Source organism: Dictyoglomus sp. (genome assembly GCF_049968615.1).
GTDB lineage: Bacteria > Dictyoglomota > Dictyoglomia > Dictyoglomales > Dictyoglomaceae > Dictyoglomus > Dictyoglomus turgidum.
The window spans coordinates 172,790-199,116 of sequence record NZ_JBMFQK010000001.1; the positions used below are offsets into that span (position 1 = coordinate 172,790).

23 protein-coding genes are annotated in these 26,327 nt (G+C 34.1%); 12 read left to right on the top strand and 11 right to left on the bottom strand.

Annotated elements, in window-relative coordinates; translation table 11 throughout:
* Positions 1-68: 68 nt before the first annotated feature.
* The 6 genes from ACP5QL_RS00905 (at position 69) to ACP5QL_RS00930 (ending at position 4,842) form a co-directional block, all read left to right on the top strand.
* Positions 69-503: an RrF2 family transcriptional regulator gene (locus ACP5QL_RS00905; RefSeq protein WP_012583901.1), complete on the top strand. Its 435-nt coding sequence runs from the start codon at positions 69-71 to the stop codon at positions 501-503.
* Positions 500-1,252, top strand: a complete 753-nt coding sequence (gene sufC / locus ACP5QL_RS00910; RefSeq protein WP_012583902.1) for a Fe-S cluster assembly ATPase SufC — start codon at positions 500-502, stop codon at positions 1,250-1,252. The genes ACP5QL_RS00905 and sufC overlap by 4 nt, the downstream gene beginning before the upstream one ends.
* A complete protein-coding gene (locus tag ACP5QL_RS00915; RefSeq protein WP_272995351.1) occupies positions 1,233-2,468 on the top strand; it encodes a SufB/SufD family protein in 1,236 nt (411 codons plus the stop codon). The genes sufC and ACP5QL_RS00915 overlap by 20 nt, the downstream gene beginning before the upstream one ends.
* 9 nt (positions 2,469-2,477) lie before the next feature.
* Positions 2,478-3,200 carry a 16S rRNA (guanine(527)-N(7))-methyltransferase RsmG gene (gene rsmG, locus ACP5QL_RS00920; RefSeq protein ID WP_272995350.1) on the top strand — a complete coding sequence of 241 codons (723 nt, stop codon included), beginning with the start codon at positions 2,478-2,480 and terminating at the stop codon, positions 3,198-3,200.
* An 80-nt stretch (positions 3,201-3,280) separates the two neighbouring features.
* Positions 3,281-4,408, top strand: coding sequence for a GNAT family N-acetyltransferase (locus ACP5QL_RS00925; protein WP_272995348.1), 1,128 nt, complete (start codon positions 3,281-3,283; stop codon positions 4,406-4,408).
* A 116-nt stretch (positions 4,409-4,524) separates the two neighbouring features.
* Positions 4,525-4,842: an ArsR/SmtB family transcription factor gene (locus ACP5QL_RS00930; RefSeq protein WP_428124907.1), complete on the top strand. Its 318-nt coding sequence runs from the start codon at positions 4,525-4,527 to the stop codon at positions 4,840-4,842.
* 44 nt (positions 4,843-4,886) lie between these two features.
* On the opposite strand, the gene ACP5QL_RS00935 is transcribed toward ACP5QL_RS00930, so the two are convergent.
* The gene (locus tag ACP5QL_RS00935) at positions 4,887-6,098 is read right to left on the bottom strand and encodes a hypothetical protein (RefSeq protein WP_428124908.1); all 1,212 of its coding nucleotides are present in this window, start codon (positions 6,096-6,098) and stop codon (positions 4,887-4,889) included.
* Between the two features lie 150 nt (positions 6,099-6,248).
* Between ACP5QL_RS00935 and ACP5QL_RS00940 the strand changes: the two genes are divergently transcribed.
* From ACP5QL_RS00940 to ACP5QL_RS00950, 3 genes are read left to right on the top strand one after another with little or no spacing between them, the layout of a single operon-like run.
* A complete protein-coding gene (locus ACP5QL_RS00940) occupies positions 6,249-6,650 on the top strand; it encodes an Hsp20/alpha crystallin family protein (RefSeq protein WP_012583908.1) in 402 nt (133 codons plus the stop codon).
* A gap of 16 nt (positions 6,651-6,666) precedes the next feature.
* The gene (gene lon, locus ACP5QL_RS00945) at positions 6,667-9,045 is read left to right on the top strand and encodes an endopeptidase La (protein WP_428124909.1); all 2,379 of its coding nucleotides are present in this window, start codon (positions 6,667-6,669) and stop codon (positions 9,043-9,045) included.
* Complete coding sequence (locus ACP5QL_RS00950; protein ID WP_428124910.1) at positions 9,011-10,120, top strand: hypothetical protein; 1,110 nt, start codon at positions 9,011-9,013, stop codon at positions 10,118-10,120. Before lon ends, ACP5QL_RS00950 begins: the two co-directional genes overlap by 35 nt.
* A gap of 58 nt (positions 10,121-10,178) precedes the next feature.
* Here ACP5QL_RS00950 and gap read toward each other — a convergent pair whose 3' ends face one another.
* The 5 genes from gap to ACP5QL_RS00975 all read right to left on the bottom strand — a co-directional run bounded on the left by gap (position 10,179) and on the right by ACP5QL_RS00975 (position 18,672).
* Entirely contained in the window at positions 10,179-11,192 is a 1,014-nt protein-coding gene (gene gap, locus ACP5QL_RS00955) for a type I glyceraldehyde-3-phosphate dehydrogenase (RefSeq protein ID WP_012583911.1), read from the bottom strand.
* Between the two features lie 98 nt (positions 11,193-11,290).
* A complete protein-coding gene (gene leuS / locus ACP5QL_RS00960; protein ID WP_420536152.1) occupies positions 11,291-13,723 on the bottom strand; it encodes a leucine--tRNA ligase in 2,433 nt (810 codons plus the stop codon).
* A gap of 156 nt (positions 13,724-13,879) precedes the next feature.
* Entirely contained in the window at positions 13,880-16,648 is a 2,769-nt protein-coding gene (locus ACP5QL_RS00965) for a M1 family aminopeptidase (RefSeq protein ID WP_428124911.1), read from the bottom strand.
* Between the two features lie 3 nt (positions 16,649-16,651).
* Entirely contained in the window at positions 16,652-17,953 is a 1,302-nt protein-coding gene (locus tag ACP5QL_RS00970) for an ABC transporter permease (RefSeq protein WP_273333350.1), read from the bottom strand.
* On the bottom strand, positions 17,950-18,672 hold the full coding sequence (locus ACP5QL_RS00975; RefSeq protein ID WP_428124912.1) for an ABC transporter ATP-binding protein: 723 nt from the start codon (positions 18,670-18,672) through the stop codon (positions 17,950-17,952). The genes ACP5QL_RS00970 and ACP5QL_RS00975 overlap by 4 nt, the downstream gene beginning before the upstream one ends.
* Positions 18,673-18,887: 215 nt before the next feature.
* On the opposite strand from ACP5QL_RS00975, the gene ACP5QL_RS00980 reads away from it, so the two are divergent.
* The 3 genes from ACP5QL_RS00980 to feoB are packed head-to-tail and all read left to right on the top strand — an operon-like array spanning position 18,888 to position 21,531.
* Positions 18,888-19,322 (top strand): Fur family transcriptional regulator, encoded by a 435-nt coding sequence (locus tag ACP5QL_RS00980; RefSeq protein ID WP_428124913.1) that lies wholly within the window; start codon positions 18,888-18,890, stop codon positions 19,320-19,322.
* A gap of 3 nt (positions 19,323-19,325) precedes the next feature.
* Positions 19,326-19,565, top strand: a complete 240-nt coding sequence (locus ACP5QL_RS00985) for a FeoA family protein (RefSeq protein ID WP_012583917.1) — start codon at positions 19,326-19,328, stop codon at positions 19,563-19,565.
* Complete coding sequence (gene feoB, locus ACP5QL_RS00990; RefSeq protein ID WP_012583918.1) at positions 19,552-21,531, top strand: ferrous iron transport protein B; 1,980 nt, start codon at positions 19,552-19,554, stop codon at positions 21,529-21,531. The genes ACP5QL_RS00985 and feoB overlap by 14 nt, the downstream gene beginning before the upstream one ends.
* A 180-nt stretch (positions 21,532-21,711) precedes the next feature.
* Here the strand turns inward: feoB and pyrF are convergent, their stop codons facing one another.
* From pyrF to ACP5QL_RS01015, 5 genes are read right to left on the bottom strand one after another with little or no spacing between them, the layout of a single operon-like run.
* Positions 21,712-22,446: an orotidine-5'-phosphate decarboxylase gene (gene pyrF, locus ACP5QL_RS00995; protein ID WP_273333417.1), complete on the bottom strand. Its 735-nt coding sequence runs from the start codon at positions 22,444-22,446 to the stop codon at positions 21,712-21,714.
* Positions 22,446-23,366 carry a dihydroorotate dehydrogenase gene (locus ACP5QL_RS01000; protein WP_273333345.1) on the bottom strand — a complete coding sequence of 307 codons (921 nt, stop codon included), beginning with the start codon at positions 23,364-23,366 and terminating at the stop codon, positions 22,446-22,448. The genes pyrF and ACP5QL_RS01000 overlap by 1 nt, the downstream gene beginning before the upstream one ends.
* Positions 23,359-24,117, bottom strand: a complete 759-nt coding sequence (locus ACP5QL_RS01005; protein WP_428124914.1) for a dihydroorotate dehydrogenase electron transfer subunit — start codon at positions 24,115-24,117, stop codon at positions 23,359-23,361. Before ACP5QL_RS01005 ends, ACP5QL_RS01000 begins: the two co-directional genes overlap by 8 nt.
* Positions 24,111-25,406 carry a dihydroorotase gene (locus ACP5QL_RS01010; protein WP_273333341.1) on the bottom strand — a complete coding sequence of 432 codons (1,296 nt, stop codon included), beginning with the start codon at positions 25,404-25,406 and terminating at the stop codon, positions 24,111-24,113. Before ACP5QL_RS01010 ends, ACP5QL_RS01005 begins: the two co-directional genes overlap by 7 nt.
* Positions 25,390-26,325, bottom strand: a complete 936-nt coding sequence (locus ACP5QL_RS01015) for an aspartate carbamoyltransferase catalytic subunit (RefSeq protein WP_273333339.1) — start codon at positions 26,323-26,325, stop codon at positions 25,390-25,392. The genes ACP5QL_RS01010 and ACP5QL_RS01015 overlap by 17 nt, the downstream gene beginning before the upstream one ends.
* Positions 26,326-26,327: the final 2 nt, after the last annotated feature.

Consider the following 26,327-nt stretch of genomic DNA (forward strand, 5'->3'; position numbering starts at 1 on the left):
TTGACAAACTCAAAATTCCGACTTAAAATGTAAATGTTGAGTAAAAAACTAAACTTTTAGGAGGCAGGATGTTTAGAGTATCCGCAAAATTAGAGTATGGCTTAAGAGCCATGATCTTCTTGGGGAAAAATTATCCCCATGAAAAGTTGACCCTTTCTCAGATATCACAGGAAGAAAACATATCAAGAGAATTTCTTGCTCAGCTTATGTCAGAACTAAGAAGAGCAAATCTTGTGGAAAGCTATAAAGGCATAACGGGAGGCTATACTTTAACTAAACCACCCCATGAAATAACTTTAAAAGAGATTTTCGAAGCCTTAGAGGGACCTATTCAGATTATTGATTGTATCCATATAGATAACAAATGTAATAAAGAAAGAAGCTGTTATTCAAAAAATATTTGGATATTTATCGAAAAGAAAATCATAGATCTTTTGGGGAGTTTAACCTTAGAAGACCTTATTAATGGAACAATTAGAAAGGAGGAAATTTTAACATTATGAAAGAAGTATTGAAGAAAGAGATGTTAAGATTGGAAAATTTAAAAGTCAAAGTCAAAGACGAGGTAATTCTTGAAAACATAAATCTCTCTCTAAATGAGGGAGTACATGTACTCCTTGGGCCCAATGGAACAGGAAAATCTACTCTCTTAGGAGCAATTATGGGACTTTCCAAATATAAAGTGTCAGGAAAAATATGGTTCTATAATGAGGATATTACTGAATTATCTCCAGATCAAAGGTTTAAAAAAGGAATATTTCTTGCATATCAATTACCACCAGCTGTAAGAGGTGTAAGATTAAAAGATATTTTAAAGAAAATCTTAAATATTGATCCTAAAAAAAGTTTACCCGATGAGGTATATACATATTTAAGAGAATTAGACCTTGATGAAAGTTTCCTTGAAAGAGAAATTAATTATGGGTTTTCAGGAGGAGAAAGAAAGAAAAGTGAAATTCTTCAACTCCTATTGGCAAAACCAAAGCTCGCTATGCTTGACGAGCCAGATTCGGGTGTAGATATAGATTCTCTAAAACTTATTGGCGAAAACTTAAGAAAGATCTCCAAAGAAAGTAATCTGTTAATTGTTACCCATAATCTGAAGATTCTTGATTATGTAAATACTGATTCTGTGGTTGTGCTTTTAGATGGAAAATATATTTATAAAGACGGTATTGAAATAATACATCAGATTGAAGAAAGAGGATATGAGTATGTAAGGAGGTTAGCATATGCTCAAAACTTATCTTAAAGAGTTAAGAGAAAGAGCTCTAAAAGCGAAAAATAAACCAGCATTATTGGGCCCAGATATAGATTTAGAACCTTACATGAGGACTATAAGGGATGTTCAGGTTGAGGATTTAGATGATCTTCCCGACGAAATAAAAGAGAATATTCTTTATTCTGGAATAACCCCATCTGAGGAAGAAAGAGCAGGAACTTATTTCCAAATAAACCATAGTGTGGTCTATGAAAAATTGAAAGAAACCTATAAAGGTAAATTAGAGATAATGTCTATCCAAGAAGCCCTTGAAAAATATGACTGGTTAGAAAACTATTACGGAAGACTCGTTTCACCAGATACTGATAAATATACAGCATGGGCTGAAATTCTTCCTACTGGAGGTTACTTTATAAGGGTATTCGCTAATCAGAAAGTTGAATATCCTGTACAATCCTGCTTATACATAAAAGAAGGAAATATAAGTCAAAATGTACACAATATAATAATAGTAGAAGAAAACGCTGAAGTTTTTGTAACTACAGGATGTCTAACTCACTTAAAAAATCAGCCTGGAATCCACATAGGGATATCAGAGTTCTTTGTTAAAAAGGGTGGTAAGCTCTATTTTACTATGATTCACAACTGGTCAGAAGAATTTCATGTAAGACCAAGAACCGTAGTGCTTGTGGAAGAAGGTGGATTGTTTATTAATAATTACATAAGCTTAAAACCGGTAAAATCCATTCAAAGCTATCCCACAATATATGTAAAGGAGAATGCTATAGCAAGACTCTACAGCATCATATATGGTAGAAAAGATTCTTATATTGATCTTGGTGGAAGAATAGTATTTGAAGGTGAAAATTCAAAAGGAGAAATAGTCTCAAGGATAATCGCCGATGATTCATCACAGGTATATAGTAGAAGTGAACTCATAGGAAAAGCAAAAGGCTCAAAAGGTTTCTTAGACTGCAGAGGTATAATCTTAAATAAAAATGCTAAAATAGTTGCAATACCCATTCTTGATGCCCAACATCCAGAAAGCGAACTCTCTCACGAAGCAGCTATAGGTCCAATAAATGAAGAAGAGATAGAATATTTAACCACTCGTGGTTTTGACAAAGATGAAGCAATGTCCACCATAACACGTGGTTTCTTAAATCTTGAAATACCTGGTCTTCCTAAGGTTGCAAAGGAACAAATCAGCAATACAGTAGCACAATTAGAGAAAGCTGGGCTATAATATGAATAAATGGAAGAAAGCTTTAAAGAGATTCTTAAAGAAAAAGTTAACGAGTTGAATCTAAAACTTGATCCCCTTCAAGAGGAGAAATTCTATTTATATTACAAAGCCTTAAAGGAATGGAATAGGAAAATAAATCTTACTTCTCTTGAAGGGGAAGAGGAAATTATTTTAAAACATTTTGTTGATTCCCTTGCTTGTATTATCCCTATAAAAGATGAAAATATAGAAAAAATAATAGATATTGGAACAGGAGCAGGATTTCCTGGTATACCACTAAAAATCTATAATGAGAAATACAAGCTAACCCTTTTAGAATCTCAAAAGAAAAAAGTCTTATTCTTAGAAGAGATAACAAAAATACTAAAACTCTCTAATGTAGAAATTATTTGGGATAGAGCTGAAAACCTAGGGAAAAATCCTAAATACAGAGAAAATTTTGATTTAGCCCTTGCAAGAGGAGTTGCCAAGCCCCATGTAGTTTTAGAATATGCTATACCCTTTGTAAAGATTGGTGGGATATTCCTAGGACAAGCAACACCAAACAATATTACAGAATGGGAAAATACAAAAAGGACTATTGAAATATTAGGGGGAGAAATTGAAGAAAAACTTGAGGTAAATTTTGATAATATCACAAGAATTTTTCTCAAAATAAGGAAGAAAAACAATACCCCAGAAAAATACCCTCGAAGACCAGGCATTCCTGAAAAAAGACCCCTTATTATGTAGAATCTTTATTGATATTGATGAATTAATTAACTAAAATATTTAAGTTAAGAATTTCTTATCTGAAGGAGGAAAAGTATTTTATGACAAGAGAGATAAGAGAAGTAAAAACAGAAAAAGAAAAAAAAGACTTCATAATGCTTCCTTTTGAGCTTTATAAAAATGACCCCCACTGGGTCCCCCCTTTAATCTCAGAGATGAAAAGAATAATAAATGGATCTGGGAGTTTACTTTTTCAAAGCGGACCCTATGCCCTTTTCAATGCTTATGAAAATGGAAAAGTAGTAGGAAGAATAGCAGTAGGGATAGATGAAAAAATGAATAGACTAAGAAATAAAACTGAAGGCTATATTACCCTTTTTGAAAGTATAAATAGTAAAGAAGTAGCTTTCTCTCTTTTAGATACAGCTCAAAATTGGCTCAAAGAGAGAAACATGACAAAAATGGTAGGACCTGTTTCTCCTACCAATGGAGATGATTATAGAGGAATGTTAGTAGAAAATTTTGAAGATCCACCTGTTATATATACCACCTATAATCCTCCTTATTATGTTGACTTTTTTAAAGAATATGGATTTGAGCCGGAACATACCTTTGTTGCCTTTAAATACGACTTAAAAAGACTTCCTCTTGATGAATCCATAAGAGTAATTGAGTATGCAAAGAAAAGATATAATTTCTACACCAGAAAGGCAGATTACTCCAAAATCCCAGACGAGGCAAGAATATTGCAGAAAATATTAGAAAGATCCCTCATACCCCTTGAATATGATTATCTTATTCCCCCTACAGAAGAGGAAATGCTCACTTTAGCAAAGGACTTAGTTAAATTTATACCTGCCGAATTTGTACAACTGGCTTTTTCGGGAGAAAGTCCAGTTGGTTTCGCAGTGGCAATGCCAGACTATAATCAAGTACTTAAAAGATTAAATGGAAGATTGTTTCCCTTAGGATGGCTGAAGTTTTTATGGTATAAAAACAAAATAAACAGAGCAAGGGTATTTTTACTCTTTGTGATCCCTGAATTCCAATCTAAAGGTGTTCCTGCAGCATTATTTATTGAACTATTAAGATATGCCAGAGAAAAGGGATACGTGTTTGCAGAAGGGTCCACTATAAATATAAACAATACAAAGATGTGTCGTGAGGCTGAAGGAGTAGGTGGAGTACTTTATAAAAAATTTGTAATATTTAAAAAAGAAATAGTATAGAGGAAAGGGGGTGTTAAAACAAAATTTTTCTTGACTTTATTCCTTCTTCTCGTATACTTATATAGAACTTATATTAATTAAATAAAAAAACAAAAAGAAAGGGAGTAATAGGACCTATGAGTACGGAGAATAAAAAGAAACTCTCAATGGAAGAGTGTGAGGCCTTATCAGATATCTTTAAGTCACTCTCAAGTTATGTAAGAATCCACATTCTTTGTGCTCTTTCCGACGGTGAGAAAAGTGCAGGAGAAATAGCAAAAATAATTAATGCATCCTTTGCAAATACATCTCAAAACTTAAAAGATCTTTATAATTTAGGACTTCTCAAGAAAAGACGCGTAGGACAATTTGTCTACTATTCCTTAGCCGATGATTCCGTCTTAGAACTATTAGAGTTAGTAAGAAAAATTAGGTTCAAAGCTACAAAGAGTTAAAAAAATAAAGGGGGGGATCAAAATCCCCCCTAAAAATTTTTACCTTAGAATCTTATAGAACCTGAAATCGATCCTGCAACAGGAGCCATAACTTGAGGATCTATTGCAATTGCTGCGTCAGCTTGAATAAGAAGAACATTTAATCCTAAACCAAGGGTGTAAAGTTGAGGTTGGAAATTAGTATTAAGTACTGCTCCGCCCCTTGCTGTTAATACAAAGAATAGAGGTTGTTCTATACCAAACCTATAGGAAAGAGGAGTAAAGGTCTTATCAAGATCGGCATCCACAGAAACCCTGGTACCAAGCACTGGAACCTTTACAAATACACCTGCCTTTAAAGACATGTCTGGTAAAACTACATCTATAGGAGTAGGAGTTTCAGAATAAGGAGTAACTGTGGAGTATGTAGGATTACCAGTTGAATCCAAATAATAATATCCTTTTTCATATCCAAAAGTTTCCTTGCCTTCTAATGGTATAGCATAAACATCCTTTACTACTATTCCTGCTGCCACAAAAGGTGAAAATCTTACGTAGGTTCCAAGATCAAAAGACACATATCTTTGTTCTATTAAATCAAATTTTCTTTCATAATAATCATTCTCATTTGGTCCTCCAGTTAAAGTAGCCTCCGCCACTCCAGTTTGGGTTGCCTTTGTACTTATAGAAGTATCCACATAATACTCATTCACTGCCCTAACATTAGCACCAAAATTTACTTTTAATCCCAAAAGGTCAATAGCAGGAATTGCAACAGTAAGAGCACCGTTAGCTTTTACATTTGCATCAAGGGATACTTGCCCTTCTAATTGCAAATCCGCAGAAGGATCACTTGCAGTATACTTATAGTAGTAAGCATCTACATCTCCATCTCCAAACAAAGTTAAGCCAAGCTTACTTATACCAAGATGTAAGTATCCAGCTGAGGACAATTTAAAAGAAAGTTCTCCATCAGGAGGTTCACTATTATTCTGGAGAAGTTGTAAATACTTTACAAAAACGTTAATAAAATTTTGCTCATCAAGGGGGGCAATTCCAAAACCAAATTTAAAAGCTAATCTTGAGTATTCCCCCATTAGTGCTGGATTGTAAATAGCAGAGGTTGGAGAATCTGCAAGAGCTGTCATAGCACCAGCCATACCCATTGCCATTGGATCATACAAAAGATCTTTATAGCTAAAAGTAGTATTTGCAGCATAGGATATACTCATCAAGAAAATCGCCAAGATCAATAGGGGAAGAAATCTTTTTTTCATAAGCCTCTCACCTCACAATTTCAAATTTCTTTTTTCCACACTTTCATTATACCTCTTACAGCTGAAATAAAAAAGTGATGTAGCTCACTTTTTATGATATAATGAACCTAAAAAGAATATAACATAATTGTTACACCTTGGAGGAAGAATATGGAGAGGAGAAGAATATACATGCAAGGAAATGATCCATTTGGAGGTCAAATATTTAGAATAGTAGATTGTTTTTATAGGGAAGGGTCGAGGTTTTCAATGCAATGGGGAGCATGGGTTCCCAGAGTAGATGTATATGAAACGGACGATAAAATTGTAGTACTTGTAGAAATTGCAGGGGTGAGAAAAGAAGATATAGATTTAACCTTCCATGAAGGAAAACTAATATTAAGAGGTACAAGACAAGAACACTATGTATCAGACCCTGCAATATACTACCAAATGGAGATAAACTTTGGTCCCTTTGAGAGGATAATACCACTACCCACAGATGTGGATGCTGAAAAGGCAGAGGCGGTGTATAAAGATGGTTTTCTGGAGATTATTCTCCCCAAAAAGTAAAGAAAGGAGGGAAAATATGCAAGAAAAAGAACTCAATCAGACTCAAGATATACCAGAAATTCTCCCTATACTCCCTCTAAGAGAGACGGTAGTTTATCCTCAAATGCTTATACCCCTTATTGTGGGAAGAGAAAAGAGCATAAAGCTTGTTGAAGATGCTCTTGCAGGAAATAAACTAATTGGAATGTGTATGCAAAAAACCCCAATAGAGGATCCTACTCCTGATGATATTCATAGAATAGGAACTGTAGGAATTATTGTTAGAAGTTTAAAGTTTCCAGATAATACATTAAGACTTTTTGTACAAGGACTACAAAGAATAAGGGTTGTGGAGTTTATAGAAACGGAACCTTATTTTAAGGCAAAAGTTGAAGTTATTGAAGAAAAGGTTGAAAAAACCGTTGAAATAGAAGGAATGATGAGGAACCTTCTTAATCTCTTCCAAAAAATGGCATCACTGATACCCCAATTCCCTGAAGAACTATTAATCAATGCTATGAATATACAAGAGCCAGGAAGACTTGCAGATTTTATAGCCTTTAATACCAACCTAAATATTAACGAAAAGCAAGAGATTCTTGAGACCATAGATATTAAAGAGAGATTACAGAAGGTAACCTACTATCTAACAAGAGAATTAGAAATTCTTGAAATAGCTAATAAAATTCAAAATGAAGTAAAGAATGAAATAGAAAAAAGCCAAAAAGAATACTTCCTAAGACAACAGATGAAAGCAATACAAAAAGAGCTTGGGGAAATAGATCCAAGAGAAATGGAAATAAACGAATTAAGACAAAAACTCCAGGAAGCAAAGCTTCCACCAGAAGCTATGAAAGAAGCAGAAAGAGAATTAGAAAGGCTTGCCTTAATGCCTCCTGGCTCTGCGGAGTATACAGTAACCAGAACCTACCTTGACTGGCTTATAAGCCTTCCTTGGGCAAAATCCACTGAAGATAATTTAGATATAAAAAGGGCAGAAGAGATATTAAACGAAGATCATTATGATTTAGAGAAAGTAAAAGAAAGGATCTTAGAATACTTAGCTGTAAGAAAACTTAAAAGTGACATGAAAGGACCAATACTATGCTTTGTAGGACCACCAGGCGTTGGAAAAACCTCTCTTGGAAAGTCTATCGCCAGGGCTCTTGGTAGAAAGTTTGTAAGAATCTCCCTTGGAGGAATAAGAGATGAAGCTGAAATAAGGGGACATAGAAGAACTTATGTTGGAGCTCTTCCTGGAAGAATTATACAGGGTATGAGAAAAGCGGAATCAAATAATCCTGTATTTATGCTTGACGAAATAGACAAATTGGGCTCTGATTTTAGAGGAGATCCTGCTGCAGCTTTATTAGAGGTATTAGATCCTGAGCAAAATAATGCCTTTGTAGATAACTACTTAGGGGTACCTTTTGACCTTTCAAAGGTCATGTTTATAGCAACAGCTAATGTGCTTTACACTATACCTCCTGCATTACTTGACAGAATGGAAGTTATAGAACTTCCTGGATACACAGAATATCAAAAAATGGGAATAGCCAAAGGATTCCTCATACCAAGACAACTTAAAGAACATGGTCTTGAAAATGAACAAATAGAGTTCACCGATGACGCTATAAGAAAAATCATAAGGGAATATACTCGAGAAGCAGGGGTAAGAAATTTAGAAAGAGAAATAGCCAGCATAATCAGAAAAATAGCAAAGGGAATAGCAGAAGGAAGTATAACTGAGAAGGTCTTAGTCAAGGCAGAAGATATCTCTAAGTATTTAGGTCCAGAAATATACACTTTTGGTATGAAGGGAGAAAAAGATGAAATAGGTGTTGCCACAGGACTCGCATGGACAGAAGCAGGAGGAGATATCTTGTTTGTGGAAGCTCTTGTTGTAGAAGGGAAGGGAAATCTAATTCTTACAGGAAAATTAGGGGAAGTAATGCAAGAATCTGCAAAAACTGCTCTATCATATGTGAGATCAAGAATAAAGGATTTAAATGTAAGTTATGAATTGTTAGAAAAATCCGATATTCATGTACATGTTCCTTCAGGAGCAATTCCTAAAGATGGACCTTCTGCTGGAGTAACTATAGCCACAGCTATAGCCTCTGCCCTTACGAGAAAACCTGTCAAAAAAGATATTGGTATGACTGGAGAAATAACCTTAAGGGGCAAAGTCCTTCCCGTAGGAGGAATAAGAGAAAAGGTACTTGCTGCCCACAGAGCAGGACTTACAGCAGTAATAATGCCTAAGGAGAACAAAAAAGATTTAGAGGAAATCCCGGAAGAAGTGAAAAAAGAAATGACTTTTTACTTTGTGGAACATGCTGACGAGGTTCTTAATCTTGCCCTTTTGGAGGTGAGAGAGAGTGCTGAGCAAAGAAATCCTGAAAGAATTAGGTAACTTTTCCCTTCAGCCCTATCTTATAACTACTCTTTATCTAAATGTCTCACCTTTATCAAATCCTAAGGGTGAGTACAAAATTATATGGAAGGATCTGAAAAAGAATTTCCTTGAGTCTCTAAATTTGGAAGGAGAAATAAAAAAGTCGGTTTTATCTGATTTAGAGTATATAGAAAACCTCATTGATCAAGTTTCTTTTGGATCTGCAAACACTATTGTACTTATGAGCTGTAGTGCAAAGGATTGGAGATATCAAATTCCTCTTTATCCCATATTAAAAAACAAGTTAGTCATAGATAAAGATCCCTATACTCGTCCTCTTTCCTATCTTATTATTGCCAACAAACCATATTATTTAGTTGTTCTTTCAAGAGGCGATGCAAGGGTTTTTAAATACTTCATTGGAGAGATAAGAGAAGAAGGAGAAATAAAGGAAGAAATTCCCAAAAAGCATAAACAAGGGGGATGGGAAGCTTCAGATTGGCAAAGATGGCATGAAACTCATGTAATATGGCACTTCAAAGAGGTGGCTGAGTTCTTAGATAAAAAAATACAGGGAGAGGAAAAAATAGTATTAGGTACTACTTCTCCAAAAAATACTTCTGAATTTCTTGACGTATTACCAAAAAGACTTCATGAAAAAATCATAGGTGAAATACCTATTGAACTTGATTCTCCTATAAATGAAATTCTTGAAAAAACTCATAATATGATAGAAGCTCATGAAGAAAATGAAATAAATGATCTAATAGATCAGTTAATCGTAACTAACGCAAAAGGAAAAGAGGCAGTAATAGGACTTGAAGACGTAGCCCATGCGGTTCATCAAAAAAGAGTAAGAATGATTTTGGTCTACGACCAATTTGAACAACCAGGCTTCCAATGTCCATCATGCTCTTTTATGAGTCCTTACTTAGAAAATTGTCCCTATTGCAATGTAAAGATGGAAAAACGAGCAGATATAGTGGATGAATTAATAGAAGAGGCAATCATCAATAATTCAGAACTAAAGTACATTAAAAATAAAGAACTTGCAGAAAAAATTAAAAATATCGGGGCTTTTCTAAGATTTTAAAAAATAAGAAGGGGAAGAAAAATCTTCCCCTTCTTACAAATTAACCTGGTATAAAATCTTACATTCTCTCTGCTACGTATGCTGTTAAATCAGCTAATCTACAAGCATAGCCCCATTCGTTATCATACCAGGCAAACACTTTCACTAAGTTATTCCCAATAACTATTGTAGATGGTAAATCTACCACTGTAGAATATGTGGTACCTTTAAAGTCCATAGATACAAGTTCTTCCTCGGTTACTCCAAGAATTCCCTTCATTCTGCCCTCAGCTGCTTTCTTGAATGCCTCGTTTACCTCGTCAACGGTAACATTCTTTTGCAATAAACAGACAAGATCGGTAACTGATACTGTCGGAGTTGGAACTCTTAAAGCTACACCATGCATTTTTCCATCAAGTTCTGGAATAACTCTTCCAATGGCTTTTGCTGCACCTGTAGATGTAGGAATAATGTTTAAAGCTGCAGCCCTCGCTCTTCTTAGATCCTTATGAGGAAGATCTAAGATTCTCTGATCATTAGTATAGGAATGAACAGTAGTCATTAATCCTTTTTCAATCCCAAAATTATCAAGAAGTACTTTTGCCACAGGAGCTAAACTATTTGTGGTACAGGATGCATTAGAAATTATATGATGCTTTTCAGGATCATATTTTTCTTCATTCACCCCTAAAACAATAGTAATATCCTCACCTTTTGCTGGAGCAGAGATTATAACCTTTTTGGCTCCTCCAGAAGTCATATGTACTTTAGCTTTGTCTGCATCAGTGAAAAGACCTGTAGATTCTATGACTATGTCCACACCTAAATCTTTCCATGGTAAATTAGCAGGATCTTTCTCAGCAAAAACTCTAATTTCTTTTCCATCAATAATTATAGACTTATCAGTATATTTAACCTCTCCTTTATAAACTCCATAGTTAGAATCATATTTGAATAAATGGGCAAGAGTTTTAGTATCAGTAATATCATTTACTGCAACTACCTCTACTTTATCTCCATGCCTCTCAAAAAGAGCCTTTAAAACTTGTCTTCCTATTCTACCAAACCCATTAATACCCACTTTAACTGCCATAAGAACACCTCCTGAAATCGTTAAATTTTTCTTGAATTCAATCTACATTATATCACTTATATTCTTCTAAATTTGTTAAAATCTTTTTAAACTCACTTCTATACGTATAAACTCAATATCTTTCCTGGAACATACACTATCTTTTTAATCTCCTTATTATCTAAATACCTCTTAACGTTATCTCTCTCAAGAGCAAGTTTCAAAATTTCTTCCTGGGTAGCATCAGCATTCACATCAATTCTATCCCTCACCCTACCATTTATCTGTATAACTACCGTCACAACTTCTTCTTTTATCATTTCAGGATCATAAGAGGGCCATTTCTGCATATGTACACTATACTCATTTCCAAGCTCAACCCAGAGTTCTTCGGTTATATGAGGCACAAAGGGAGAAAGAAGTAAAATAGAAGTTCTAATTGCTTCTTCAAAAGCAGGAGTCCTTCCAAAGGATCTCTTATGTTCAAAGAGAAGATTAGTAAGCTCCATGATCGCTGCTATAGCGGTATTAAATTTGAAATTTTCAATATCTTCTGTAACCTTCTTAATAGTCTTATGAAGTTTTCTCTTAATTAACTTCTCTTGTTCTTCATCTATTTTAGGCTCTACCTCAGCATCCTCTAATACCAATCTCCAAAATCTATTTAAGAATCTATTTGCTCCTTCTACTCCTTCATCACTCCACTCAATATCTACTTCAGGGGGTGCTACAAAGAGAATAAAAAGTCTTGCGGTATCTGCCCCGTAATTTTCTACCATATAGTCTACAGAGACAATATTTCCTAAGGATTTGGACATGATTTGACCATCTTTATAAACCATACCTTGTGTAAATAATCTTTTGAAAGGCTCTCTTACTGGACTATACCCTGCATCGTATAAAACCTTTGTTATAAAACGAGAATACAAAAGATGCAAAATAGCATGTTCAATTCCACCTGTATATTGGTCTACGGGCATCCAATATTCGGCTTTATTCCTTGAAAAAGGCTCCTTATCATTGTGAGGGTCAGTATATCGGAAATAGTACCAAGAAGAATCCACAAAAGTTGCAAGAGTATCGGTCTCCCTTCTTGCAGGAGATCCACATTTAGGACATTTTGTGTTCACAAACTCCGGAACCTTTGCTAGAGGGCTTTCTCCAGTTCCCGTAGGTTCAAAATCAGAAAGTTCAGGAAGTTCTACTGGGAGATCCTCATAAGGTACCGGCACAATACCACAATTAGGACAATATATTATAGGAATAGGAGCCCCCCAATATCTCTGTCTTGAAATAAGCCAATCTCTTAGTCTATACTGAACCTTTTTCTTTCCTATACCTAAATTTTCAAACTTTTCCACAATTAACTTCCAAAATTCAGAACTCTTCATCCCATTGTATTCGCCAGAATTTATCATTATTCCTTCCTCTTCATAGGGAAGTTCAGGAGCCTTATTGGGGTCAGGAGTAATGACTGGAATTATGGGAAGGTTGAATTTAACTGCAAAATCATAATCCCTTGAATCATGAGCAGGAACCGCCATTATAGCACCAGTACCATATGTAGCAAGAACATAATCTGCTACATATATAGGAATAGGTTGTTTAGTCAAAGGATGAATTGCATAACTTCCTGTAAAGACACCAGTTTTTTCCTTTTCTGATGTGAGCCTTTCAAGTTCGCTCTTATTCTTGGCTTGTCTTATGTACTCTCTTACCTTATCTAAATGTTCAGGAGTGGTTATTTTTTCTACCAATGGATGCTCAGGAGCAAGAACCACAAAAGTTACGCCATAAATGGTATCAGGTCTTGTAGTATATACATAAATTTTTTCATCCATACCTTGAACTTCAAAATAAAACTCAAGACCTTCTGATTTTCCTATCCAGTTTTTCTGCATTAACTTTACTTTTTCTGGCCAATGCTCTAAGGTATCCAGATCATTTAAAAGAGCTTCTGCGTATTCGGTGATTTTAAAAAACCATTGTTCAAACTCTCTCCTTTCCACAGGAGTTTTACATCTCCAACATCTTCCATCTATCACTTCCTCATTAGCAAGTACTGTCTTACAAGTAGGACACCAGTTAGCAGGAGCTTTTTTCCTATAAGCAAGCCCTCGCTCATAAAGCTTTAAAAATATCCATTGAGTCCACTTATAATAATCAGGAGCACAAGCAGTAACTTCTCTATCCCAGTCATAAACTACGCCCATTTTAAAAAGTTGTTCTTTCATCCTTGCAATATTCCTATAGGTCCATTCCTTAGGATGAACTTTATTTTTTATAGCAGCATTCTCAGCAGGCTGTCCAAAAGCATCCCATCCCATGGGATTTAGCACATTATATCCCTTCATGGTGTAATACCTTGCCACCACATCTCCAATGGTATAATTTCTCATATGTCCCATATGAAGATCTCCAGAAGGATAGGGAAACATAACAAGAGTATAATACTTTTGTTTATCTGATCTTTCAGTTACATGATATAGCTTATCCTCATTCCACTTCTTCTGCCATTTAGGCTCTATTTCCTGTGGATTATATCTCTTCATCCTTCTATCCCTCTCCTTTTCTTCAAAAATTTCTTTAACTCCAATTATATAAAAGTATTTATTTAAAGACAATAAAAACAAGCCCTTCCCCTTGAGAAGGATTATACCTTCAAAAAACTTCTATCCAAGGAGAAGGGGCAAAAATTTACAAGATATTTACAATCCAAAGGACAAATAGGAATAAAATCTTCCTACCTCATTGGGATTAGGTGTTCCTTGCCATATAGGAAAAGCATATCCCATATAAAGATTTAATGGCAAATCAAAGAAAGTAATAAATTTATAGACAAACTCAAATCCAAGTCCTAAATTTAGTCCAGCCTTATCAATAGAGTTTATGTTATCCCATACTCCTCCAAATTCTAAATAAACATTTGTCTCAAGTCTATGTAATATAAAGAAATTAAAGAATTTCAACTCTAAATCTTTAGCTATAGGAATATTCCAATTTATAAAAGAAGCAAGTTTTACATTTCCATAATAATCTGAGGTCAAGGATTTGAAATCAGAAAGATTGACCCTTTCTTCCTCATCAGGATTACCACCTACATATCCCACCTTAGCTGTTATGTTAAGTGTACTCTGAGGAAAGATTAAGAAGTCTTTGCTCAAAACTCCGTCAACCCTATACATGTCAAAACCTACCCTTGAATATCCAGTCCTCAGAGAAAATTGACTTAATAAAGCCTTCTTATAATAGTCTGCAACCCTTGTTATGACAAAGTCAAAATATAATTTATTATTCAAAAGTTCATTATAGGACAAAGAAAAATTCAAAATATATGCCTTATCCCAATAATTATTACTTATGCCAAGGTCAAATTTTTTCCATATATTTTTGGTAAAGGAAAGCTTTCCTGCCCAAATATCAGGCTCCATAAAAACAAACTGCATGGTAAAATTATCATCCTTGGGGAAATTGCGAGTAAATATGAAATTTGCACCTCTATATCCATCCTGATAAAAACTTTCCAAAAGCAAATGAAAATTAAAAAGATCATAGAATTCTAAATGATAGGACGCATAGTTTATCTCAAAAGTAGAAAAATCAATGCTAAAACTCGGAACTAAATCATAATAAAATACATAAGCATCTAAAGGAATCTCTCTTTTAGAAGTAAAAATTATTTTTCTTGGGTACCAATTATTAACCCTATTAGCGTCAGGGATTTTTGAATCGGGATCAATCACTACCTTATCTATAGGAACATTGGTTTCAACTTCTAAAATCTTGCTAATTCCATCATATATAACTTTCTTCTCTTGTTTATCTTGAGTAAAAACTTTTACTTCACAAGGAATATTAATTTCTCCATTGTTTTTGATTTCAATCCTGTTTATATATTTTCCATCTTTGTATAAAGTTTTTATCCCTACTATCTCATAATCTACTTTTCCCTTTGAATAAAACCACTTTTTAAAGAACTCCGAAAGATCTTTTCCACTGTATTTTTCTAAATTGCTTTTTATTTCTTCGGTGGTAATTACCTTATTCTCATACTTTTCGTGCAAATTTTTAATATAATTATCAAAATTATCCTCCCCAAATTCATAAGCTAAAGCCCTCAAAGCAAGATAAGACTTATTATAGACTTTATCACTATAACCATTGGCACAGCTATTCCAAAAATCTTTTACTATTTCCTCATCCCAACCATCTCTTAAATAATAAATATAGGGAATTTCCACCATATACTCTCTTAAATTTAAATCACCTAAAAGATCATCTTTAATATAAGACAAAAAATAATCATCTTCCAAGTCAGGGAAAAGATTCCCTCCCTTTGCCCCATATTTTCTTTCAAAATAGGTTATGGAAAGATATTGAGCAAAACCTTCTGAAATCCAATTCTCTCTATCAAAATCTGTGCCTATGTCTATAGCCCACCAAAGATGAGCAATTTCATGAGCCAAGAGAAATTCATTTAATCTTTCCAAAATAAAAGGAGTTATTAAATCGGAAGAATTAAATGCACTCTTCCCAACTATAATCAAACCGTCGGAAGTCATACCATAAAGTCCATAAGTCTGTCCCTCAACTATATTTATTCTTTTATGTTTTGTTACTCCATAGAGTCTTGAATAATAGTCGTAAATCTCCCGAGCATAACTAGCAAAAATTCTTGCCTTATATTCTCTTCCTGGATAATGGTACACATAGATCTCAGGATATTTATCATCGTAAAGTTTATAAACCCTATATTCACTACTAATAGCCAATGGGAGAGATCTTCTTGGACTTGTATTTTTGCCTATAATTCTTTTCCAATCTCCAGCAACTTCTTCCTGAACTTCATCCATACCTACTGCTGCTTGATAACTCTTAGGAACTAAAAGCTCTAAATAAAAGTTAGCAGAAACTAATATTCCACCTTTATCCCAACCATTTTGAGTATGGGCAAGTTCATAGGGGAACCATCCAAATCGACATAAAAAGGCATTACTTGCGTATGCCATATCCCCAAAATAGGCTTCAGGAAATTTCGTTTCAAAATATATGACTAACCTAAACCTTTCTTTTGGAGCAAGACTCTTTGGAAGTTTCACCCTTAAATAATTATCTTTTAATGAATAATTCTGAGAAAGTATTTTACCTTCCTCAAGGGTATATTCTAAAGCTTTCCCGTTGTCATCTTCTACTCTATTTATTTTAGTATAGGCCGGATCAAACCCATTAACATATTGAGAATCCTGAATCACATTACTAATATATGGATTTTTCTCTTTGTAAAGATTCATGGGAAGATAAAAATATATTTCTTCTAAATCCTTTTGGGTATTATTCTCATAATCCACCTCTACCTTTCCACTTATCATCTTCTCTTTTGGAGAAAGTTGTGCATAAATCTTATAACTTGACTCTGCCCAGACTATATTTGAGACAAAAATTGCAATAAAAAAGGTTAATAAAATAAACTTCTTCATAGATTAAATCCCTCCAATCTTAGCTTTTTTTCCAAATCTCAATTTCATAGTAATCACTTGATCGGTAGAGAAAATTCTTGCAGCAATAAAAATCAGAATTATAAATACTATAAGCATGTAAAGAATCCCATAATAGACTATGTTATAATTTCCAAGGAGTATGTTTGAGGAAGCAATAAAAGGATGACTAAAAGGAATAGCATAAACCAACAGCTTTACAGGTAAAGAAAGGGAATTTATATCGGTGAAAAGGGAAAGAAAATAGGGAATCATTATAAGAATAATGATAGGAAAAGAAAAACCCTGAGCACTTCTCAAATCTTCCGATAAAACCCCCAAAATCGTAGATAAAGCTAAAGCGTTAAGAATAGCTAAAAATAAAGATAATCCAAGAAGGAGATAACCATAAGGAGTAAAGGAAATCCCAAGCTTGGTAATGATATCACTACTTAATCTATTTATATCAACTCCTCCTGTTATGCCAGAGAAAAAGGATCTATAACCCAACATGTATACACCTGCAGAGATCAGTCCCACAATTCCAGCTCCAGCCATCTTTGCCACCACAATATACCTTCTACTTACAGGTACTGTAAGTAGGGTCTCAAGGGTTTTATCTTGCTTTTCAAGAGCAATAGCCGAAAGGACCATTTGAGAAGCATAAGTTATGACAAGCATAAGCACAATGGGTATAAAAACCGATTGAGAGTAGACGAAATTCATAACTTCAGAAGAAGAAGCCTCAGCAATTCTATCCTTTATGATCACAAACTCTTTGCTTTTTATAGGATTTTTAATACTTTCAGGATTCAAGTTAGGAAATTTGGCTTTTAAGAAATTATTAGACACATAATTATTTATGGAATTTATTATATTATTAACAATAGAACTCCCCACAGTACTTCCCATAGAAAAGCTCTTTATAAAGGAGTAAAATTCAACCTCTGTAGATTGAAAACTGGAAACTTTATCTCCGAAGCCCCTTGGAATTATCAAAAGAAAATTTAAGTTTTTCATCCTTGCATAATCAATGGCAAGGTTTTTATCTTCTCTCTGAATTTCCTTATTTATAAGATTAACTCTAAAACCGCCAACAGATAAATTATTCAAAAGCTCCTTAGAAAAATCAGTTTTATCCAAATCCAATACATATACATCTCTTAATTGAACCGACTTTTTAATCTCACTTTTAGTCAAACTCCCCAGAAAATTAAAAAGGATAATTGTAAAAATAAGAGAAATTATCAATTGCAAAGTAACGAGTTCTCTAATTTCTTTCTTAAGAAGGTTTGTAAACTTCTTCATTGTACTACCCTCCTAAATACCTCTTCTAAATTTTTTGCAGAATACTTTTCTTTTAATTCTTCCGCTGTCCCCACCTCAAGTATCCTTCCTTTATCAATCAAGGCTACCCTATCTGATAGAAACTCAATCTCAAGCATATTGTGAGAAGAAAGAAGTACAGATGTTCCCTCCTTTACATATTCCCTAATAATCTCCCTAATCTCAAGAGCGTTCATAACATCAAGACCTGAAGTGGGTTCGTCAAGAATAGCAAGAGCAGGTTTTGTCATTAAAGCTCTTGCAAGAAGAAGTTTCCTTATCATTCCTTTACTATAAGTTCCAATCTTATCACTTAATCTATCCGAAAGTCCACTTATTTCCTTTGCTCTATTAATAAAAATTTCTACATCCCTTTCATTTTTTGCATAAAAAGTTGCCATAAATCTCAAATACTCAAGCCCTCTCATATTTTTATATGCACCTGCTTCTTCGGGAAGGTAAGAAATATTCTCCCTTACAAAATCTGCGTGCTCCTTAAGATTTTTCCCCATAAAAACTACATTACCTTCGGAAGGAGTAAGAAGAGTAGCAACAATTCTCAAAGTAGTAGTTTTTCCAGCACCATTAGGACCAATAAGAGCAAAAACCTCTCCTTTTTTAACCTCAAAGCTTACTCCCTTTAAAGCCTCAATCTTGCCATAGGATTTTTTAAGGTCCTCAACCTGCAATATGGTTTCCAAAATAAATCACCCCCATTAATCTAAATTTTTTAATTTTTTATATCACTGAAATTTTAAACCAATATTAACAAGTTTAATAATAATACTGTATTAGATACATAACACACTATAACAAAAAACAAAAATTATGTCAAGGAAATAAAAATTGCAAATTTTTTGCAAATATGGTATTTTAATTATGGAAATCAAAATGAAAAATTTTTGCAGGTAAAGAAATGAGTTTAAAAGAGAGCTTAAAAGAAAGAGGAATAAGATTAAGTAAACCAAGACTTATGGTTCTTGAGTTTTTCGAAAATAATCCCTCAGGACATTTTTCTATAAATGAAATCTATGAAAATCTTAAAAAACAGAGTAAAAACATCTCTTTTACATCGGTCTACAGGACTTGTAAACTCCTTGAAAGACTTGGATATATAAAGGCCATAACCTTTGAAGAGAGACATGTACGTTATGAATCCAATTCAAAGCCTCATCTTCATATTCAATGCATTTACTGCGGAAAAAGGGAAGAAAGAGAATTTAAAAATTGGAACGAAATACTAAAAATATTACCTGTAGACGAAAAAGAGTATTTAATCACATCTTGTAATATAAACATTTTAGGAGTATGTAAAGAATGCAAAGAAAAAATCAACAAAAAGGAGGAATAATCATTGATTAAAAAACTTATAGAAATGAATAAAGGACAAAAAGGAAGAGTAGTTGCTATACGTGGAGGAAGAGGTAAAATTTTAAGGCTTGCAGAAATGGGCATAACCCCAGGAGAAGAGGTAATTCTACTTCAGAAATCTTTAGGACCTGTTATTATCAAAGTAAAAGATACAAATCTTGCCCTTGGCAAAGGTCTTGCTGAAAGCATCTTAGTGGAGGTTGGGGAGAATGGAAAAAATTAAAATAAGGGTTGCTCTCGCTGGGAATCCAAATGTGGGAAAAAGCACTGTTTTTAATCAATTAACAGGGTTAAATCAGCACACAGGAAATTGGCCTGGAAAAACCGTAGAAAAGAAAGTAGGATATGTGGAAAAAGATCATTACATATTGGAAATAACTGATCTCCCCGGTATATATAGTTTGACTGCAAATACCTTAGAAGAGTTAATATCTCGGGAATTCATTGTAAAAGAAAAACCTGACATAGTTATACTTATTGTGGATGCTTCAGCCCTTGAAAGAAATCTTTATCTCTTATTACAGTTAAGAGAACTTATTCCCAATATCATTATAGGTCTCAACATGTTAGATATCCTAAAAGCAAAAAGATATAAATTAGATGTAAAAAAATTAGAAGAGAGATTGAACATACCAATTATTCCAATGATCGCTTCAAGGGGAATAGGAATTGATGAACTTATCAATAAAGTTATTGAAGTATATGAAAAGGACAACTTAGATCCAACAAAAATTGATTATGGGGAGTTAGAAGAAGATATTAATAAGATTGAAAGTATTTTGCCAGAAAACTTAGAAGATTATCCAAAAAGATGGATAGCTCTAAAGCTTCTTGAAAGCGATCCTATAATAACTGATCTCTGCAAAAAGAAATTAAAAAGAGAAGATTGGGAAAAAATAAAAGAACTTATTGAGAAAAATGAGAGTAATCCTATAAGAGTTGCCACTGCAAGATACAATTTTATCAAAAAAATTTTAGAGGGAGTTTTAGAAAAACCAGAGAAACAAGCCATATCTTGGACTGAAAAATTAGATGAGTACTTTACTCATCCTGTATGGGGTAGTTTCTTAGCTATATTAATTGTGGCATTAATTTTTTATCTAACCTTTACTTTAAATAACTTCTTAGCAGAACCTGTCAAGAATGTATTAGACTTTATGGGAGACAAACTTTCTTCACTTTTAGTCTTCTTACCTAATTGGTGGAGAGATTTACTTATAGAAGGAGTATGGCAAGGAATTGCTACTATACTGTCTTTTACCCCTTTAATTACTTTTTTCTTTTTCTTTCTTGCTCTGCTTGAAGACTCAGGATATTTGGCTCGCTTAGCCTTTGTGTCCGACAGATTAATGCATATCTTAGGATTACATGGAAAGTCTCTAATTCCTTTAGTGATAAGTTTTGGTTGTAATGTCCCAGGGGTCATGGCTACGAGAACCTTAGAAGATGAAAAAGATAGAATACTATTAATAATCTTAGATTCCTTTATACCATGTGTCCCAAGAATACTTGTAGCTTCTTTTTTCCTAAGTATATTCTTTCCTAAGCAAGCATTTTTTCTTCTTATACTCTTATATCTCATAAGTTTTATATCTATCTTTATTAGTGGAAAAATCCTAAGGACAAAAGTATTAAAAACGTCCTTCAATCCTTTACTCATGGAGCTTCCTATATATAAAATTCCAAATCCAAAATTGGTACTTCTTTATATTTGGGATAAAATAAAACATTTTCTTGTAAGAGCAGGAACCGTTATGGCTTTCCTTTCGGCTATTATATGGATTTTATCCCATTATCCAACAGGAGATATTCAAAACTCAATTCTCGCAGAAATTAGTAGATTCTTTTCTCTGTTTATGAAACCCCTGGGTTTTAATTGGGAACTTACTACGGGACTTCTCTCTGGATTTGTCGCTAAAGAAGCAACCCTTTCCACCTTAAGTGCCATTTATGGGGTAAGTGGGAGTGAACTTGGAAAGATCCTTTTAGAAAATATTACCCCTATAGCGGCTTTTAGCTTTATAGTCTTCCAACTTCTATATATTCCATGTGCTTCCACAGTAGCTACCATATACCAAGAGACAAAATCTATTAAATGGACCCTTTTCTCTATGGGTTATTCTCTAATGTATGCCTATGTTTTTACTTTTATTCTTCACCAAATCTTGTCCATTATAGGGATATTGTGATTGAAAAAGTAATAAATTATTTAAAGGATTCAAACTATATAGTAGATGTTAAAAAACTGAAGAAGGACCTCTCCCTTTCTGATGAAGAATGGGATTTAATCCTTCTTCAGTTAAGAGATTTAGGCTATATAAAGGAAATTAATAAATTAGATCCAAGCAGTTGTAAAAATTGTCCTTATACTAAAGTCTGCTCTCAACAATGTCTTCAATCTGAGATCTTATATTTTGAATTACCTCATAAGGATCAGGACTCTGAGTAATAGGACGTCCTATTACAAGATAGTCAGAACCCCTTTCTAAAGCTTCTCTTGGAGTCATAATTCTTTGCTGATCGTCGGTTTTTTCCTTAGTAAGTCTAATACCAGGAGTAACAATCAACATTGGTCTTTTTAAGTTATTTCTTAAAAGCTCAATCTCCCAAGGAGAAGCAATAACTCCATCAAGGCCTGTTTCCTGAGCAAGTTGAGCAAGAAAAAGGACTTGTTCGGGCAAAGATCTTGAAATTCCCCAGCTTCTTCTTAAGGTTTCTTCATTGAAACTAGTTAAAACAGTAACCCCAAGAAGATAAGGATATTCAGTCTTATTGGATTCTTTATATTGAGAAACCAACTTTACAGATTCTCTAAGCATCTCCTCTCCACCAAGAATATGTAGAGTAACCATAAAAGGTTCAAGAGCTAAAAGTCTATCAAGGGTTCTTACCACTGTATTAGGTATATCAAAGAGTTTCAGATCTATAAATACATTTGTTCCCATTTCTTTCAAAGCTTTTACTATATGAGGACCTGCTACTGAAAAAAGTTCAAGCCCTACTTTAAAATTCTTGATATAGGGAACTAACTTCTCTGCAATTTCTAATGCCCTTTTCTCCTCAGGAAAATCAAGAGCAACTATAATAGGATCATATTTCCTCATCACTTATCAACCTCCTCATGATTTTTATGAGCAATCCCAATTAAGTCAACAACTTTTTCCTCTTTAAAATAGTTTTGAACTTCCTTTACAATCTTCTCTCCAATCCAAGGGTCTCTAAAATTTGCAGATCCAATTTGAACAAGAGAGGCACCTGCAAAAATATACTCAAGAACATCTGTAAAATTCACTATTCCTCCACAGCCCACAATTGGAAGAATATTTTCTTCATATAGTTCCCAAACATATCTTAATACAATTGGTTTTATCGCCGGACCAGAATATCCTGCAAAAATTCTTTTAAAAACTGGTTCTCTTTTCTTCCAATCAATCGCGAGTCCTAAAAAGGTATTGAACACTACTACTGCTTCTCCTCCAGCACTCCTTACCGCTTTTGCAACTCCAATTATATCTTTTGCCTGAGGAGTTAATTTCACCCATACTGGTTTGTCTACTATATTTACCACATTTTTAGTGATCTCCTTTACCATCTCACTATCAATTCCAAAGAGCATCCCACCACCTTCCACATTGGGGCAAGACAGATTAATTTCAATTCCAGAAATTTTACACTCTCTTAAGACTCTCGCAATCTCGTAGTACTCTTCTTTTTTTTCTCCAGCAATACTCACTATTACATTAGTATTTAATTTTTCAAGAAAAGGAATTTCCTCTTCAAGAAACTTATCCAATCCAGCATTTTCAAGACCTATAGAGTTCAAAATACCAGCATAACTTTCCCAAATTCGTGGATTAGGATTTCCTTCCCTTGGATTTATAGTGATACTTTTTGTTACAAATCCCCCCAATATGTTGATATCATAAAACTTGTTAATTTCTTTACCATTACCACAGGTTCCTGAAGCGAGAAGAATTGGATTCTTAAAAGTCAAACTTCCAACCTTTACCTGTACTTTACTCATTAAAAACTACCTCCGTTCCACAAAAAACAGGTCCATCCTTACAAACATGCAAAAGTCTATTCTTTCCTCTAACAGCACAAGAAAGGCATATTCCAAAACCACACCCCATTCTTTCTTCTAAGGAAAGATAAACTTTTTCTTTATCTTTTACTTTTTTCATTAAAATCTCTAACATCTTAGAAGGTCCACAAGAGATTATTTTTTCAAAATTATCCAGATTCTCAGGAATAAAATCAAGGATTTTTCCTTTATATCCTAAGGAGGAGTCTTCCGATGAGATGACAAATTCTCTACTGTAATTTTTAAAGTCTACATAAACCTCTTCAAGAACAAAGGATGAAAAACCTATAAACGTATAGAAATTAACTTGGTCTTTGTAAAAATTCACAAGAAAATTTAAAGGAGCTATCCCAACTCCTCCCCCTACAATAAGAACATTTTCCCTTTCCTTCAATTTAGGAAAAGAGTTCCCAAGGGGCAGCAAAATACTTATTTCTTCACCTTCTCTCTTTCTACTTAAAATCTCTGTTCCTCTTCCTACAACTTGATACAAGAAATAGTACTTATTACCAATTTTTTTAAAAAGGCTCATAGGTCTTCTTAGAAAGGGATCATATCCATCTTCAATTCTTAGCATAGCAAACTGCCCTGGGTAAATTTCTCCTACATCTTCTGCCTCTAAACTCAGAATATAAATATTGTTTCCAACCTTTTTATTAAAAACTATTTCTCCTACTATATCCTTTACCATAAAATCTTCCCTTCTCTGTAAACTAAACGTCCTTCTACGAAAGTCATGACAGGCCAGCCTTTTAATCTCCATCCATGGAACGGAGTATTCTTACCTTTTGAAAAGAATTTTTCCTTATCTACTTCTTTCTCGGAAAGATCTATAATAGTAAGATTGGCAGGGACACTTTCCTCTAAAGGAATATAAGGCAAATTCAAAATTTTACAAGGATTGTAACTCATCTTTTTAAAAAGTTTTGAGAGAGGAATCTTTCTTTCATAATATCCGTAAGTAATAACTAAGGGTATAGCTGTTTCTAAACCTGATATCCCATACTCTGCAAGTCCATATTCTACCATCTTATCGTCCAAATGGTGGGGTGCATGATCTGTAGCTATTACATCAATAAGATCATTCTTTATACCTTCCCATAAGGCTTCCTGATCTTCCTTAGTTCTCAAAGGAGGATTCATTTTAGTATTTGTATCATAGTTCATTTCCTTTACAGCATCTTCAGTAAGAACTAAATGATGAGGTGTTACTTCACAAGTAATATTTGCTCCATGCTCCTTTCCCCACTTTATCATGTCCAAACTTTGCCAACAAGAAATATGAGCAATATGTAATCTTCCTCCCGTTAAGGCGGAAAGAAAAACATCCCTTGCCACTATGCTTGCCTCAGCAACCCAAGGCATACCTTTAAAACCAAGAAGAGTTGATATCTTTCCAAAGTTTACATTACCCTCTAATGTAAGATTCGTGTCTTCTGCATGCTCAATTATTGGTGCATTGAATATTTTTGAATACTCAAGAGCACATCTTAAAACCTCGCTGTTCATCACACAACTCCCATCATCCGAAAAGCCTTTTGCACCTGCCATAAACATATCTCCCATCTCGGATATTTCTTTTCCTTCTCTTCCTTTTGTAATAGTTCCTATAGGATATACTCGTGAAAGTCCAACAATATCTGCTTTTTCATAGATAAATCTCACCATTTCTTTGTTATCAATAGGCGGATTAGTATTAGGCATACAACAAATAGCAGTAAATCCTCCAGCAACAGCAGCTTTACTTCCCGATTCTATAGTCTCCTTCCACTCATAGCCAGGTTCTCTAAGATGTACATGAATATCCACAAGAGTCGGTACTACAATTTTATCTTTTCCATCTATAACCTCCACATTTCCGTTGATATCTAAGCCTTTACCAATTCTTTTTATTATTCCATCTTCTATATAGAGATCTCCAATTTCTTCTTTGTCTTTTTCAGGATAAACAAGAGTTATATTTTTAAACAGGATTTTCATCACTTTTCCCTCCTAACATAAGGTAAAGAAGAGCCATTCTAACTGCAACTCCATTTGTAACTTGTTCATTTATAACCGAAATAAGGCTATCTGCAACTTCGGAAGATATCTCAACCCCTCTATTCATAGGACCAGGATGCATCACAAGGACATCTTTTTTTGCCTTTTTTATCCTTTCTTGATTAATTCCATAAAACATATGGTATTCACGTAAAGTAGGAAATAGTCCCCTTTTTTGTCTCTCTAACTGGAGTCTTAAGACATAAATTATATCAGCATCTTCTATTGCCTCATTTAGATCATAGGTAACCTTAACATTAAGGTTTTCTATATATGGAGGTATTAAGGTAGGAGGACCACAAAGGATCACATTGCTTCCTAACTTATTCCAAGCATAGATGTTAGATCTTGCAACCCTACTATGAAATATGTCCCCCACTATGGCTATCTTTAAACCCTCAAGCTTTCCCTTCTTTTCGTATACTGTAAAAACGTCTAAAAGAGCTTGGGTAGGATGCTCATGCATGCCATCACCTGCATTGATAACTCCAGCCTTTATATTCTTCGCAATAAAAGAAGGCACACCCGAAGCGCTGTGCCTAATGATAAATAAATCAATTCCCATAGCTTCTAAGGTTTTGACAGTGTCAAGAAGACTTTCTCCCTTCTGCACACTACTTGTGGCTGTAGCAATACTCACAGTATCTGCACTTAAATATTTGGCAGCAAGTTCAAAAGATGATCTTGTCCTCGTACTTGGCTCATAAAAAAGGGTACATATAGTTCTTCCCCTTAATGTGGGAACTTTTTTAATAGGTCTTTTCAAAATATCCTTCATACTTACAGCAGTCTCAATTACTACTTCAATCTCCTCCCTTGAAAGCTCCTCTATACCTATAAGATCTTTTCTCTTCCACATAC

Coding starts and splice junctions, on each gene's coding strand:
- ACP5QL_RS00980 (WP_428124913.1), top strand. CDS start 18,888: ATGAGTTTAAAAGAGAGCTTAAAAGAAAGAGGAATAAGATTAAGTAAA.
- ACP5QL_RS00940 (WP_012583908.1), top strand. CDS start 6,249: ATGGAGAGGAGAAGAATATACATGCAAGGAAATGATCCATTTGGAGGT.
- ACP5QL_RS00915 (WP_272995351.1), top strand. CDS start 1,233: ATGCTCAAAACTTATCTTAAAGAGTTAAGAGAAAGAGCTCTAAAAGCG.
- ACP5QL_RS00930 (WP_428124907.1), top strand. CDS start 4,525: ATGAGTACGGAGAATAAAAAGAAACTCTCAATGGAAGAGTGTGAGGCC.
- ACP5QL_RS00965 (WP_428124911.1), bottom strand. CDS start 16,648: ATGAAGAAGTTTATTTTATTAACCTTTTTTATTGCAATTTTTGTCTCA.
- ACP5QL_RS01015 (WP_273333339.1), bottom strand. CDS start 26,325: ATGTGGAAGAGAAAAGATCTTATAGGTATAGAGGAGCTTTCAAGGGAG.
- ACP5QL_RS00935 (WP_428124908.1), bottom strand. CDS start 6,098: ATGAAAAAAAGATTTCTTCCCCTATTGATCTTGGCGATTTTCTTGATG.
- ACP5QL_RS01010 (WP_273333341.1), bottom strand. CDS start 25,406: ATGAAAATCCTGTTTAAAAATATAACTCTTGTTTATCCTGAAAAAGAC.
- ACP5QL_RS01000 (WP_273333345.1), bottom strand. CDS start 23,366: ATGAGTAAAGTACAGGTAAAGGTTGGAAGTTTGACTTTTAAGAATCCA.
- ACP5QL_RS00970 (WP_273333350.1), bottom strand. CDS start 17,953: ATGAAGAAGTTTACAAACCTTCTTAAGAAAGAAATTAGAGAACTCGTT.
- ACP5QL_RS00905 (WP_012583901.1), top strand. CDS start 69: ATGTTTAGAGTATCCGCAAAATTAGAGTATGGCTTAAGAGCCATGATC.
- lon (WP_428124909.1), top strand. CDS start 6,667: ATGCAAGAAAAAGAACTCAATCAGACTCAAGATATACCAGAAATTCTC.
- leuS (WP_420536152.1), bottom strand. CDS start 13,723: ATGAAGAGATATAATCCACAGGAAATAGAGCCTAAATGGCAGAAGAAG.
- pyrF (WP_273333417.1), bottom strand. CDS start 22,446: ATGAGGAAATATGATCCTATTATAGTTGCTCTTGATTTTCCTGAGGAG.
- ACP5QL_RS01005 (WP_428124914.1), bottom strand. CDS start 24,117: ATGGTAAAGGATATAGTAGGAGAAATAGTTTTTAATAAAAAGGTTGGA.
- ACP5QL_RS00925 (WP_272995348.1), top strand. CDS start 3,281: ATGACAAGAGAGATAAGAGAAGTAAAAACAGAAAAAGAAAAAAAAGAC.
- feoB (WP_012583918.1), top strand. CDS start 19,552: ATGGAAAAAATTAAAATAAGGGTTGCTCTCGCTGGGAATCCAAATGTG.
- gap (WP_012583911.1), bottom strand. CDS start 11,192: ATGGCAGTTAAAGTGGGTATTAATGGGTTTGGTAGAATAGGAAGACAA.
- sufC (WP_012583902.1), top strand. CDS start 500: ATGAAAGAAGTATTGAAGAAAGAGATGTTAAGATTGGAAAATTTAAAA.
- rsmG (WP_272995350.1), top strand. CDS start 2,478: ATGGAAGAAAGCTTTAAAGAGATTCTTAAAGAAAAAGTTAACGAGTTG.